Annotated in this window: 11 protein-coding genes; 6 read left to right on the forward strand and 5 right to left on the reverse strand. The window is 35.5% G+C overall.

Translation table 11 applies throughout. From position 1 onward, the window contains the following. Positions 1-31 precede the first annotated feature (31 nt). The 3 genes from C1638_RS11730 to hemA are packed head-to-tail and all read right to left on the reverse strand — an operon-like array spanning position 32 to position 2,937. Positions 32-715 (reverse strand): uroporphyrinogen-III synthase, encoded by a 684-nt coding sequence (locus C1638_RS11730; protein ID WP_109621157.1) that lies wholly within the window; start codon positions 713-715, stop codon positions 32-34. A 52-nt stretch (positions 716-767) separates the two neighbouring features. Beyond that, positions 768-1,676, reverse strand: a complete 909-nt coding sequence (hemC, locus tag C1638_RS11735; protein ID WP_109621159.1) for a hydroxymethylbilane synthase — start codon at positions 1,674-1,676, stop codon at positions 768-770. Then, entirely contained in the window at positions 1,663-2,937 is a 1,275-nt protein-coding gene (gene hemA / locus C1638_RS11740) for a glutamyl-tRNA reductase (RefSeq protein WP_109621161.1), read from the reverse strand. The genes hemC and hemA overlap by 14 nt, the downstream gene beginning before the upstream one ends. Before the next feature lie 443 nt (positions 2,938-3,380). On the opposite strand from hemA, the gene C1638_RS11745 reads away from it, so the two are divergent. The 6 genes from C1638_RS11745 to C1638_RS11770 all read left to right on the forward strand — a co-directional run bounded on the left by C1638_RS11745 (position 3,381) and on the right by C1638_RS11770 (position 9,742). Next, a complete protein-coding gene (locus tag C1638_RS11745) occupies positions 3,381-4,406 on the forward strand; it encodes a rod shape-determining protein (RefSeq protein ID WP_045491741.1) in 1,026 nt (341 codons plus the stop codon). A 28-nt stretch (positions 4,407-4,434) separates the two neighbouring features. Next, positions 4,435-5,289, forward strand: a complete 855-nt coding sequence (gene mreC, locus C1638_RS11750; protein ID WP_109621163.1) for a rod shape-determining protein MreC — start codon at positions 4,435-4,437, stop codon at positions 5,287-5,289. Then, a complete protein-coding gene (locus tag C1638_RS11755; RefSeq protein ID WP_065395698.1) occupies positions 5,282-5,788 on the forward strand; it encodes a rod shape-determining protein MreD in 507 nt (168 codons plus the stop codon). The genes mreC and C1638_RS11755 overlap by 8 nt, the downstream gene beginning before the upstream one ends. Beyond that, a complete protein-coding gene (locus tag C1638_RS11760; protein WP_109621165.1) occupies positions 5,785-7,827 on the forward strand; it encodes a peptidoglycan D,D-transpeptidase FtsI family protein in 2,043 nt (680 codons plus the stop codon). Before C1638_RS11755 ends, C1638_RS11760 begins: the two co-directional genes overlap by 4 nt. After that, on the forward strand, positions 7,827-9,056 hold the full coding sequence (gene rodA / locus C1638_RS11765; protein ID WP_109621167.1) for a rod shape-determining protein RodA: 1,230 nt from the start codon (positions 7,827-7,829) through the stop codon (positions 9,054-9,056). The genes C1638_RS11760 and rodA overlap by 1 nt, the downstream gene beginning before the upstream one ends. 110 nt (positions 9,057-9,166) lie before the next feature. Then, positions 9,167-9,742: a pentapeptide repeat-containing protein gene (locus tag C1638_RS11770; RefSeq protein WP_109621168.1), complete on the forward strand. Its 576-nt coding sequence runs from the start codon at positions 9,167-9,169 to the stop codon at positions 9,740-9,742. 146 nt (positions 9,743-9,888) lie between these two features. Here the strand turns inward: C1638_RS11770 and C1638_RS11775 are convergent, their stop codons facing one another. Together C1638_RS11775 and C1638_RS11780 are read right to left on the reverse strand one after the other, a co-directional pair. Continuing rightward, positions 9,889-10,599 (reverse strand): C40 family peptidase, encoded by a 711-nt coding sequence (locus tag C1638_RS11775; protein ID WP_109621170.1) that lies wholly within the window; start codon positions 10,597-10,599, stop codon positions 9,889-9,891. Positions 10,600-10,936: 337 nt separating this feature from the next. After that, complete coding sequence (locus C1638_RS11780) at positions 10,937-13,132, reverse strand: glutamine synthetase III family protein (protein WP_109621172.1); 2,196 nt, start codon at positions 13,130-13,132, stop codon at positions 10,937-10,939. Between the last annotated feature and the right edge of the window lie 428 nt (positions 13,133-13,560).

Below are 13,560 nucleotides of genomic sequence, written 5' to 3' on the forward strand. Positions count from 1 at the left end.
AATATTACCTTCCAATTCGGTAACAAATATTTTAAAATTTCTCTCCCATTTCGTTCCTGATCAACTCAAAAATTGAGGTCAGTGTATTTTCTTCGGAAGTAAAAATTCTTTCTTGAGTGTAATTCCTCAATTCCCCGGATGTAGTTTCTCCAATCGAAAACAGTTTCATATCCTTTAGGGAATTTTGCTTTGCAAAACTACGAACTCCGCTTGGACTAAAAAATACTGCAGCATGATATTTTTCAGGTATTAACGGATTGGTTTCCTCCGTGTTGTAGATCGTAATTTTTTTATACTTAATATTTTGTAGAGGAAGATCGTTGTCTAAAACATTAATGGCAAGATTGCCACAGAAATGAAGAAACTGTTCATGCTGGCAGTTCCCGATAATAAATCTGGATAACATTTCAGCATTTTTCAATACTTTGAACGTTCCAAATCCATTTTTCCTTAAAGCCCTCTTGGTTTTTTCACCAACGCAGTAAATCTTATTGTAATTTTTTGCCGTAAAATCTTCATTGGGCTTAAAGCGATTTTTGAAAAACGCAGCCACACCATTCACACTGGTAAAAATCAGGGAATAGTTTTTAAGATCAAAAGGACTAATTATAATAGGTTTGGTCTTGATTACCTCAACACAATCAACCGAAATATCCCCTCCTAATTCTTTGGATATAATCAATTGGTCTATATTTTTGGTAAATAAGATTTTCATATTTCTGCTAAGTAAAGATGAATGGGACGCTAAAGGAAGTTTAAAATAATCTTTAGATCTGGCTTTTAATTTCTGCCATTAATTCTTTTCCACCGTTTTCCAGGACAACTTTTGCAAATTTTTCACCAAAGTTCTCTGATGAATTGTATTCAAAATTCTCATCAATGGCGATGCAATTTTTACCATCCAGAGAACATAATGCTGCCGTAAAACGGATCTGATCCCCGATGATTTCTGCAAATGCCCCAATAGGTGCTGTACAACCTCCTTCTAATGTACTTAGAAAATTTCTTTCCATTTCTACACAGATTTGAGTAGGCTCATGGTTGATTTGTCTTAGAATTTCATTGATCTCCGGCTTGTCGGAATGTCCTGCAACAGCAATCACACCCTGCGATGGAGCTGGGATCATTATCGGAAGCATTTCGTAATCAATTTCCATTTTCATCCTTTTGATTCCTGCCAAAGATAGAATGGTAGCATCAAAATTTCCATCTTCAAGCTTTTGAAGACGGGTTTGAATATTTCCACGAATGTCTGAGAACTCCGTGGTAGGGTAATGTCTTAACCAGAATGCTCTTCTTCTCAAGCTGCTGGTTGCCAGTTTCAGCTCATGAAACTCTTTATTTCTTGCAGACTCCTTTCTGATTAGGATGTCCTGAGGAAAATCTCTTTCCAGATAAGCAATCATCTCAATGTTCTGAGGTAACTGAGTAGGGACGTCTTTTAAAGAATGAACGGCAATGTCTATTTCGTCGTTGAGTAATGCAACATCAAGATCTCTTGTGAAAACACCGGTGATTCCCAGTGAATACAGTGGCTGATTAAGGTTCTTATCGCCAGAAGAAACGATAGGAACAATCTCCGTTAAAAAATTATTGTTCTGAAGGTGCCTCGCAACCTCTCTTGCCTGCCAAAGTGCAAGTGCGGAATTTCTTGTTCCGATTCTAATGCTTTTCATGGAATTCGTTGTTTGGTTGTTCAACTAATATTTCGTGCATTAATTTACTAATTTCTTCGGCTTTTAAAGGATTGTCGATGATATATTTTGCAAAACGGTTGGTGATCTTCTGGATCATTTTATCCGAAAGCTCCATATCCGTAATGTCTATATATTTATTCTTCTTATAGAAATTATGCATCTCATTGCGTTCCATGTTCTTTAAAACAGCCTTGAAATGATGAATATTAGGTGCCAGTTTTCTCTTTTTTTCCCACTCAATGAAGTCTTTCATCAATTCCTTGATGATCTTTTCAGCTTTTGGAATTTCTTTTTCCCGCTGTTGGATCGTTTCTTGGATTTGTTTTGAAAGTTCATCAACATCAATTAAGGTTACATTTTCATTTTCCGTTACATTTTTTTCAACGTTATGCGGAATGGAAAGGTCAATAACTAATGTCTCCTTTCCATTAGGGAAATGAGATTGGTTGATAATCGGGTGTTTGGCCCCGGTTGCCACGATGAGGATATCAGTATTTTTTAATTCCTTGTCAAAATCAGAATAATCAACATGAGGAATATTATATTTCTGGGAAATCTTTTCAGCTTTCTCCTGAGTTCTGTTTGCTATTTTAATTTTAGGTTGGAAGACATGTTTTACCAGATTCTCAACGGTATTTTGTCCAATTTCACCTACTCCTAAAAGAAGAATGTTCTTTTCAGCAATTCTCTTTTGGCTATTTAAAATATAATGTACTGCTGCATAGGAAACAGAAGCAGCACCATTAGAAATGCCGGTTTCATTTTTAATTCTTTTCGAAATCTGAATAGCTGCATTAATTGCTCTCTCCAGGTACGGATTAGAATTTTGTCTCTCTTTTTTGAAACGGCTGTATGCTTTTTTTATCTGACCGATAATTTCAAAATCTCCGATAATCTGGCTTTCAAGACCAGCAGCTACTCTGAAAAGGTGTATTAATGCCTCTTCTTTAGTGAGAATATTAGCAAACTGAAGAAAATCCGTGATGTTAACTCCGATGGTTTTGCAATATTCTTCTGCCACTAAAAGATAATTGGGAGAAGTAGTGTAAATTTCAGTCCTGTTACATGTGGAGACCACAAATGCATCCCCAAGATCTTCCTGATGGACCCGGGAAACGAAGTTCTTGATGTTTTCATCAAAGAATGCAAACTTTCCTCTCGTTTCTACATCGGCCTTTTCATAGCTGATGGAAAGCACGGCAAAATTCGATGTTCGATGGATGTTGGAATACTGTAACATAAGCAGTCGCAAATTTACGATTTTTTTAATTAATTAGCCCCTGATAGTGTATATGATAATTATCGTAAAAAACTATAAGAGGTTTAGAGAAAAAAGGCAATAGGATAGAATGGTAAAAAGCAAATAGGATGTGCAGTTTTTCACGGTTATAGGCTTTTTTATCATGTTAATCTCAGATTTCCAACCTTACACAGAATTTTGATTCCTTTGTTTGCTTATTTTTCAGGCATCCTTTTTGATATTTTAATAGTTTAGCATTTAACCTTTTTAGCTTTCAATTTCCCTCATTAATTTTAGTTTAACTCAAACTCTGTAATTATCTAGACAGAAAGTTAATAAAGAATTATAAATTTTAATAAAATTTTAACCAAATAATGTTGGTGGGAAATTTCTTTAGTAGTGTTAAATTTATATCTTTGTAATCTTAAAATCAGAAGAAAAATATGAGTTTATTTGATATGTTTACGCAAGAAATTGCGATAGACCTAGGAACAGCTAATACCCTTATCATCCATAATAATAAAATTGTTATAGATCAACCGTCAATTGTCGCAATTGAACGTTCTACGGGTAAACCCATTGCTGTAGGTGAACAGGCTAAGCATATGCAAGGTAAAACTCACGAGGATATTAAGACAATTCGTCCATTGAAAGATGGGGTTATTGCAGATTTCCACGCTTCTGAACACATGATTAAAGAATTTATCAAAAAAATTCCTGGAATTAAGGGTAAATTTATACAGCCTGCATTAAGAATTGTAATCTGTATTCCTTCCGGTATCACTGAAGTTGAAAAAAGAGCGGTAAGAGATTCTGCTCAGAAAGTAAATGCAAAAGAAGTGAGATTGATCTATGAACCAATGGCAGCTGCTATAGGAGTCGGGATTGATGTACAAAAACCTGAAGGTAACATGATCATCGATATAGGTGGAGGTACTACGGAAATTGCTGTAGTAGCTTTAGGAGGTATCGTATGTGATAAATCTGTAAAAATTGCAGGAGATGTATTTACAAATGATATTGCTTATTACTTAAGAACTCACCATAACCTTTATATTGGGGAAAGAACTGCTGAAAGAATCAAAATTGAAGTAGGTTCTGCAGTGGAAGATCTTGATGTAGACATCGAAGATATCCCAGTACAAGGTAGAGACCTTATTACAGGTAAGCCTAAAGAAATTATGGTAGGATACAAAGAAATTGCACGTGCATTAGACAAGTCTATCATAAGAATTGAAGATGCTGTAATGGAAACTCTTTCTCTTACTCCACCGGAATTGGCAGCTGATATCTATAAAACGGGAATTTATCTTGCTGGAGGAGGAGCGTTGCTAAGAGGCCTTGCGGACAGAATTCACAAGAAGACAGGTCTTCCTGTATTTGTAGCTGAAGATCCGTTGAGAGCTGTAGTTCGTGGAACAGGTATTGCTCTTAAGAATATGGATAAATTCAACTTCTTAATTAAATAATTTTAACTTTTTACGACTTTATATCTGAATGGGATTTTTGCTGAGACTATTTTCGAAGAACACACTTTTTGTCTTCTTTATATTCCTGCAAATTATTGCTCTGGTTTTGATATTCACTAGAAATGCCATGCAGAAATCCTGGATAGCGGGCCAAACGGCTGCTTTTAATTCATGGGTTTCCGGATATATTGATGAAGGAGTTTCTTATCTGAAGTTAAAACAGATCAATGAAGATCTTGTAGTTCAGAATAAAGCCCTTATGACCGAACTTTACGGAAAAGACGGAGCAAAAAATCCTGTCTTCAGAAAAGTTCATGATACCATTGGTGGTGGGCAGATTTATACTTTTGTTGATGGAGAAATTGTTTTTAACAGTATCAACAGAAGAAATAATTACTTTACAATCAATCGTGGTAAAAGAGATGGTGTCTTTCCTCAAATGGGAATAATGGGACCTAGAGGAATTGCCGGGATTGTGATTAATTCTACAGATAGTTATGCATTGGTTCAATCTGTATTGAGTGTCAATAAGATCAGAATTAATGCAGCACTCAAAAATTCAGGATACTTCGGTACTTTAACATGGAACGGAGATAATTCCAGGGTGATGCATCTTGCAGATATTCCAAAATATGTTGCATTAAAAATAGGAGACACCGTTGTTACAGACGGAAAGTCAGCAATCTTCCCGAAAGGGGTTACTATTGGTACTATTGCCGGTTATTCTGTGGATAATAAAACGGGATTCTGGGATATCTCAGTTGAACTGAGTGAAAAAATGGGAGCGTTGAATAAAGTGTATGTAGTAAAGAATCTTAAAAAAGCCGATGTGCAAAAGATTCAAGATACTATGCAAGCTGTAATAAAGAAAGAAAATGATTAGCAGGACTTTATTTACCGACATATTGATCATGATTTTTCTTGTTGCTTTACAGGTATTTGTATTGAACAGGATTACTCTTTTCGGGAAATATACTCCGGTATTGTATCCTGTATTTGTCATGTTCTATCCTTTCTTTAGAAACAAATTTCAGTTCCTGGCATTAAGTTTTTTAATGGGGCTGGCTATTGATGGTTTCCTTTATTCATGGGGGATCAATGCTTTTGCAACAACGTTGATTGCTTATTTTAGAACATTGATATTCAGGACTTCCACGGATACTTCCACAGACTTTTTTTCTTTTCAGTCCCTTCAATGGGCGCAGTTTTTGCTGTTTTTATTTTCAAGTATTTTTCTGCATCAGCTTCTAGTACAGTATATTGAGTTCTTTAAGTTTAGCAGATTTTTTGAAATATTATTTAATGTGTTGGTAACAAGTGTTATTTCATTTATCTTTATCGTCATCTACGCATTAATATTTAAAATCAAACAAAAAGTTTGAACACACGTTATTTAAAAATTTTTTCCATCCTTGTTGTAATCGCTCTTATTTTTGTGGCGAGGCTTGCTTATTTGCAGTTGTTTACAGACCGTTATGCATTGAATGCAGCCAATACCTCTATTAAAACTGAATATGTTATTCCGCAACGAGGAGTCATTTTTGACAGAAACGGTAAAATAATGGTAGGGAATCAGCCTGCCTATGAAATTTCTTTTACTCAGGCTTTAATGAAACCGGATTTTGATACATTAGGCTTTTGTAGCTTAATGAAGATCAGTAAAGCTGATTTTATCAAAAAAATTGAATTTATTAAAAAGGAAAAATATTATTCTAAGCTGACTCCAATGACTTTCATTAAGGACCTTAGCAGAGAAGATATAGCAAGAGTTCAGGAAATTATTTTTAAGTACCCTGCTTTTAATATTGTTTCAAGACCTCAGCGTCAATATGAAGTCTCCACCTCCGGAAATCTTTTGGGGTATACAAGTGAGGTGAACGAAAAAGATATTAAAAAAGATTCCATATACTATTTACCAGGAGATTTTATCGGAAAAACGGGGGTTGAAAAATCCTACGAAAAAGAACTTAGAGGAGTAAAAGGTGTGAAATACATCCAAAAAGATATCAGGCTCCGAAATATTGGTTCTTATAAAAACGGATCTTTAGATAAAGATGTGATTACAGGTAAAGACATTACCTTAACGATTGATTATGACCTTCAGAGAACGGCTGAAGAAATGCTGGTAAATAAGCACGGTGCAATTGTTGCTTTAGACCCTAATAACGGGGAAGTATTAGTAGCGGCTACGGGACCGGATATTGATCCGAACCTTTTCACCGGACCTTATAAATCAAAAAATTTATATGCTCTGTCAAAAGATACGCTTTACGAGAATAAACCTACTTTTGACCGTTCTTTACAAGCTGGATATCCTCCTGGGTCAACTTTCAAATTGTTGACAGCTCTAGCTGCAATGCAGATGGGAGTAATGGATGAAAAAACTATTTTCCCTTGTGGTGGTGGATTTTTCTATAAAGGCAAAAGAATTAAAGGTCATGGGGGAGCTGAGCCACTAATTCCTTCAATTCAGGTATCCAGTAACTGTTTTTTCACCTATGCGTTTATTGCAATAATCAAAAAATATCCAGGAAATCCTTCAAAAGGTGTTGATGAATGGAAAGAAATCATGAGCAGTTTTGGAGTTGGAGAGTTTTTAAATAATGATTTTGCTGTGGGTGCAAAAGGAAGAATACCTTCAGGAGATTTTTATGAGAAAAGGTTTAAAGCGATCATGAAAGCAAGTGGTTCCCAGAGAACTGATTTTAAAAACTGGGATGAGATGTCAACCGGAGCTATTTATAATGGAATGGGGCAGGGAGACGTTTTGGTAACTCCTATTCAACTTGCGAATTATGTAGCTGCTATTGCTAACAAAGGTTGGTATTATACCCCTCATATCGTAAAAGGAATTGACGGAAAAGCAAATCCTGATCCAAGATTTAAGGTTAAGCATAAAACTTTGGTTGATCCAAAACATTTTGAACCTGTTTTAAAAGGTATGGAAGCCGTAGTTTTGAGAGGAACAGCAAGAGGGTTAAAATCTAATGACTTTACACAATTAGCCAAGACAGGTACTGCACAGGTTCCACAAGGAAAGGATAATTCTATCTTTGTGTTGATTGCTCCGGCTGATAAACCAAAAATTGTTGTGGTTGCAGTAATGGAGCATGCCGGATTTGGAGCTACATGGGCAGGTCCAGCTTGTACAGTGATTGCTGAAAAATATATTACTGGTGATTTGAAAAGAGAAAATCTGTATAAAAAAATGATTACTTCGAGTTTCATGCCAGAATATAAAAGACAATGGATTGCAGATTTGAAGCGTAAAGGACTTTATAAAGATCCTAAACCTGATTCAATTAAACAAAAAAGAATAAAGGATAGCCTGGATTTGATTAAGCAACAAAAAGCCAAGCTTCAGAAGAAGATAGAAGAAGAAACTAAAAATAATAACGCTGCTAAAAAACCTGCTAAGTAATGAAATGGACTGAAGGAATAGATAAACTGGGCCTTGGACTGTATTTCCTGCTTTGCATTTTTGCTATTGCAAATATTTACAGTGTTGACCAGAAACTAGGTGAAAAGCAGTTGGCTTTTTTCTGTATATCTGTATTTGTAGGCCTTATCATATTTTTAGGAAGAAGTAAGTTCTTCGAGAATATGTCAGGGATTATTTACATTGGTGGTGTCCTCTTATTGATAGGTCTTTTTCCTTTTGGAAAGGAAATATTGGGACAGAAAAACTGGTATAAGTTTGGAAGTTTTACTATGCAGCCTGTGGAATTTGCAAAAATAGGAACGGCTTTGATGCTTGCCAATTATGTTTCCGGACCTGATTTTAATCTGAAAAACAGGAAGTCCTTATTAACAGCTTTGGCGGTTATTGGTATTCCGGCAGTAGTTGTATTGGCTATTCCTGATGTTGGGTCTATGCTTGTATTCATAGCGTTTTTCATTGCCTTATACAGAGAAGGACTTAGCGGAATGTTGTTTGGTGTAGGCTTTATCTTTGCTGGGGTCTTCCTTATATCATTGGCGATTCCTCCGGTTTATGTGGCTGTAGCCATTTTGGTAATAGCCGGGGTTTTGATTGCCATGAACTACCATAGAATGTCATGGGATGTGATTTCTATTTCAGGAATTACGGGATCTATTCTTTTGCTTTGTGGTTTAGCATTTGGTTCACCTTTTATCTTGGAGAAACTTCCTAAGCACCAGAGAGAAAGAATTGAGGTTCTTTATAAAGGAGAAAAAGCATTTAGAGATACTTCAGGATACAACTTATTATATTCCAAGACAGCAATTGGTTCCGGTGGGATTTGGGGAAAAGGATATCGTGAAGGATCTGTTACCCAAGGGAAGTTTGTTCCTGAGCAGGAAACCGATTATATATTCTGTACAGTAGGAGAGGAATGGGGATTCATGGGAAGTGCTATTCTTGTTTTGTGCTACATGGTCTATATTGGCCGAATCTATTATCTGGCAGAAAAACAGAAGTCCACCTTTAATCGTGTATTTGGATATTGCTTTGCTTCGATCCTGCTGATGCACTTTTCAATCAATTTAGGGATGGTTATGGGGCTTTTCCCAACAGTAGGGATTCCTCTTCCGTATTTCAGTTATGGAGGTAGTTCCTTATTGGCATTCTCAATGATGACCTTTATTTTCTTTAAACTTAATTATTCAGACAAAAATAGCTTAGTATAGATATTCTCTTTAAGCAAATAATAAAGCTGTAAAGAGGAAAGATCTATTCTTATTTTAAATCTGCTCAATGTGCAGACAGTGAAGTTATACCCATAAATCATTATATTTTTATGAAAGAAGCCTATGTTTTAGATCAAAACTTTGAAAATGTAGACTGTTCTCAATTAGAAAAAGGAGAATACGAAAATTGTGCTTTTAGAAATTGTAGTTTTGAATACATTAATCTATCAGGATTTAGTTTTACCGACTGTGAGTTTATAGAATGCAATCTTAGTATGGCAAAACTTGTAGGCACAGCCTTTCGGGGTGTGATTTTTAAAGAATGTAAAATGTTTGGGCTTGAGTTCAGTAATTGCAATGAATTTGGAATGTCATTTACATTTGATGGGTGCTCCCTGAACAATTCCATATTTTATCAAACTTCAATTAAGAAAACCATTTTCAAAAACTCCAGATTGATTGAAGTTGATTTCACTGAATGTGATGTATCAAATGCAATCATTAGTAACTGCGATTTGTCTGGTGCTGTTTTCGATAACACAAACCTTGAAAAAGCAGATTTGAGGACATCGTTCAACTATTCAATAGATCCGGCTATAAACAGGCTTAAAAAGGCCAAATTTTCACTCTCTGAAGTGTATGGTCTATTATATAAGCTCGATATAGAAATAGATAGGAATAGCTAAAGTAAAGAATCTGATGTCAGAGCTTAGATTTTAGAAGTGATATACTTTAAAAAATTTGGGCTTATTTACTCCGATATTTAGATAGACTGCATAAAAAAGCCATCAGGATCTGATGGCTTCATTATTTAAATCAATTATTTATAAAATTAAAAATTTGCTGGTGTAGCTGGAGCAGTAGACGCTAGGTTATTATAAGCTTCTCCTTCTTCGTTGATTACTCTTTTTGCGAATCTGTATTTAGGTCCCCAATAAGAGTCATTCAGTGAAGAGATCATTACTCCCTTTGATGTTGCTGCGTGGATGAATTTTACTTCCCCTTCTTCAGTAACACTTTCTACAATACCTACGTGAGAAATTCTTCTTCCATGAGAAAAGAAAATTAAGTCTCCTTTCTGTAGGCTTTCCTTTTCAATTCTTTCTCCCTCCTGAGCCTGAGATGCTGCTACTCTTGGTAAGCTAAGACCTGCTGCAGCTCCGAATACAGAAAGAACAAAAGCTGAACAATCTATACCTCTTCTTGTAGTTCCTCCATATCTGTAAGGAGTTCCAAGGTACGTTTCAGCTTCAGTAAGGATACCGTCAATGGTTTTATTATATCTGACTGCTTTTGCAATCTCAGAATTCTTAATGGCTTTTTTAGCGCTAGCTATAGATGCGGCCTTTTCTGCAAGAAAAGAATTGATAAGTTTTTGCTTATCCAGCTCCATTTTTTTGTTATCAATAGAAGCTAGTTTGGCATCTGTTTTGTATTCTTTAGCGTAAGTTGCTGGTTTTGAAACTACATAATTAGTAGCACACGATTGCAATGATACTGTAGTAACTATAGCAACTAAATAAGACAAAACTCTTTTCTTCATATATATTTGATTAACCGTGTTAAAAGGAATATTTATTTCCAAAAGCAATACAAAAGTAGAGATTCCGAGCAAAAGACCCCTGATATGATAATTGTCAGGATCTTATTTTAACACTATTTAACATATTATTTGCTTATGTTAAAGAAAAATAAACCGCAACAGCCTATTTTTGGTGAGTTTGCGGTTTTTTTTATTAAGATTCTTTAACAAACGATATCGATTTTCTTCTATAAATCGGCATTTGAGATTTAAAACTCCAATTTTTCAGGTTGTTAACAAAACAAAAAAATTCCCCGGAAAACCGAGGAATTTAAACTAATATGGAACTTTACAGGTGTTATTTTGTGAACAACATTTCTCTGTATTTTGTCAACGGCCAAAGCTCATCGTCTACCATCATCTCAAGTGCATCAGAAGCTTCTCTGATTCCGTCGAATAAAGGTTTTACATTGTTACAATAGCTTTCTGCCTGTTTTTGGCTGTCTGATATGCTTTTTGTTGTTTCTCTAGCTTTAAGAAGATCTTCAACGCCAAGTTTGATTTTAGAAACATTTTCAGAAATGCTTGTGATTAAACTCATTTGCTCTTTTGCCAATGGTTTAAATTCTTTATCTCCGAAGATCTCTTTAAGACCTTTTACGTTTTCAATTAATCTGTTCTGATAATTTAAAGCAGAAGGAATGATGTGGTTTCTTGCGATATCACTTAATACTCTCGCCTCAATATCAATAACAGTAGAGTATTTCTCTAATTTAATTTCGTTTCTTGCTTCAACTTCTCTGTGGTTGAAAATTCCCATCTCTTCATATAGATCTAAGAATTTCTTATCCATTTCCTGTTTAAGAGCTTCAGGGGTTGTTTTAAGGTTATTCAATCCTCTTTTCTCAGCTTCTTTTGCCCAGTCATCAGAGTATCCATCACCTTCAAACATGATGTTTTTACACTGCTTGATGTATTCTCTTAATATATTAAAGATCGCTTCATCTTTCTTAAGGCCGGTTTCAATTAAAGCGTCAACTTCTTTTTTGAAATCATTTAATTGTTTTGCGGCGATGGTATTCATTACGGTCATAGACTCTGCACAGTTTGCAGAAGATCCTACCGCTCTGATTTCAAATTTATTTCCTGTAAATGCAAAAGGAGAAGTTCTGTTTCTATCCGTGTTATCCAATAGGATTTCAGGGATTTTTCCAACTACATTTAGTTTTAATTCTGTTTTTTCTTCCGGAGATAATTTCCCGTTAGTTACTTTTTCAAGTTCTTCCAAAACGCTGAACAACTGGGTTCCGATGAATACGGAGATAATTGCAGGTGGAGCTTCGTTGGCACCTAGTCTGTGATCGTTACTCGCGGAAGCAATACTTGCTCTTAAAAGGTCAGCATATTCGTGAACAGCTTTAATTGTATTCACGAAGAATGTTAAGAACTGTAAGTTTTTCTTTGGATTCTTTCCTGGGCTTAAAAGGTTTTCTCCTGTATCTGTAGCTAAAGACCAGTTATTGTGCTTTCCGCTTCCGTTTACTCCTGCGAATGGCTTTTCGTGGAATAGGATGTGGAAGTGGTGTTTGTGAGCTACTCTTGCCATGATGTCCATCAATAAAGAGTTGTGGTCTACAGCAACGTTTACTTCTTCAAACATTGGGGCAAGCTCAAATTGGTTAGGTGCTACCTCGTTATGTCTTGTTGTTGCAGGGATACCCAATTTCATACATTCGATTTCCAACTCCTTCATAAAGTTCATTACTCTTGTAGGGATAGATCCGAAGTAGTGGTCGTCTAGCTGCTGTCCTTTTGCAGGAGAATGCCCTAATAATGTTTTACCTGTTAAAACAAGATCCGGACGTGATTGGTATAATGCTGAATCAACAAGAAAATATTCTTGTTCCCAACCTAGGGTAGGGGTTACCTTTGTTACGTTTTTATCAAAATACTGCATTACGCTGGTTGCAGCTTCATCTACAGCATTCAAAGCTCTTAATAAAGGTGCCTTGTAGTCCAAAGTTTCACCAGTATAAGAAATGAAGATGGAAGGAATACATAATGTAGTTCCCATGATGAAAGCAGGGGATGTAGGGTCCCAAGCTGTATAACCTCTTGCTTCGAATGTATTTCTGATTCCTCCGTTAGGGAAAGATGATGCATCTGGCTCCTGTTGGATTAGCATGTTTCCACTGAATCTTTCAATAGCTCTACCTCCTTCAATAGGTGTAAAGAAAGAATCGTGCTTTTCTGCAGTTGTCCCTGTCAAAGGCTGAAACCAGTGAGTGTAGTGAGTTACTCCTTTGCTCATAGCCCAGTCTTTCATCGCCACAGCTACCTGGTCTGCGATATGTCTTTGGATCTTAGTGCCTTTTTTAATGGCATCCATGATAGAACCGAACGCTTCTTTTGTTAAATATTCTCTCATCGTTTCTTCCGAGAAAACATTTTTACAGAATAGTTCCGATAATTTTGCAGGGATTTCAACAGAGTTATCTTTTCTGAAATCCTTAAATGGTAGGGTTTCTAATGCTTTGAATCTTAAGGTTGACATATTTGGGTGATTTTTTACAGGGCAAATTTACAAAAAAAATGAATCGAAAATATTTTACCCCTGTTTTTTTTAGGGGTATTTTGAATTTTAACTAAAATTTAAACAATGGTTTTACTTTTTTGAGAGGGGTGGTTTGAGATTTAGACTTATTGTTACGAAAAGTTAAAATAGAAAATAGCATTGAACAGTGGAGGAAATACAGTGTTGGAGGTTTTCTATGTAGTTATGATATGTTTTCTAAAAATAACCATATTAATTATAATTGTTATTACTAGACATATTATAGTTATAGCATTTGAGCCATACCCCTCATTACAAAACTGCATAAAAATAGGATAAGTGAGAGCTAATGATAAAATATAACTAATGTAGAACTTCTGAAAGTACAGATTGATCAGATACATTGTTATCATTGATATAATAACTAA

Origin of the sequence: Chryseobacterium oncorhynchi (genome assembly GCF_002899895.1) — a bacterium.
Lineage (GTDB): Bacteria > Bacteroidota > Bacteroidia > Flavobacteriales > Weeksellaceae > Chryseobacterium > Chryseobacterium oncorhynchi.

Coding starts and splice junctions, on each gene's coding strand:
- C1638_RS11730 (WP_109621157.1), bottom strand. CDS start 715: ATGAAAATCTTATTTACCAAAAATATAGACCAATTGATTATATCCAAA.
- hemC (WP_109621159.1), bottom strand. CDS start 1,676: ATGAAAAGCATTAGAATCGGAACAAGAAATTCCGCACTTGCACTTTGG.
- hemA (WP_109621161.1), bottom strand. CDS start 2,937: ATGTTACAGTATTCCAACATCCATCGAACATCGAATTTTGCCGTGCTT.
- C1638_RS11745 (WP_045491741.1), top strand. CDS start 3,381: ATGAGTTTATTTGATATGTTTACGCAAGAAATTGCGATAGACCTAGGA.
- mreC (WP_109621163.1), top strand. CDS start 4,435: ATGGGATTTTTGCTGAGACTATTTTCGAAGAACACACTTTTTGTCTTC.
- C1638_RS11755 (WP_065395698.1), top strand. CDS start 5,282: ATGATTAGCAGGACTTTATTTACCGACATATTGATCATGATTTTTCTT.
- rodA (WP_109621167.1), top strand. CDS start 7,827: ATGAAATGGACTGAAGGAATAGATAAACTGGGCCTTGGACTGTATTTC.
- C1638_RS11770 (WP_109621168.1), top strand. CDS start 9,167: ATGAAAGAAGCCTATGTTTTAGATCAAAACTTTGAAAATGTAGACTGT.
- C1638_RS11775 (WP_109621170.1), bottom strand. CDS start 10,599: ATGAAGAAAAGAGTTTTGTCTTATTTAGTTGCTATAGTTACTACAGTA.
- C1638_RS11780 (WP_109621172.1), bottom strand. CDS start 13,132: ATGTCAACCTTAAGATTCAAAGCATTAGAAACCCTACCATTTAAGGAT.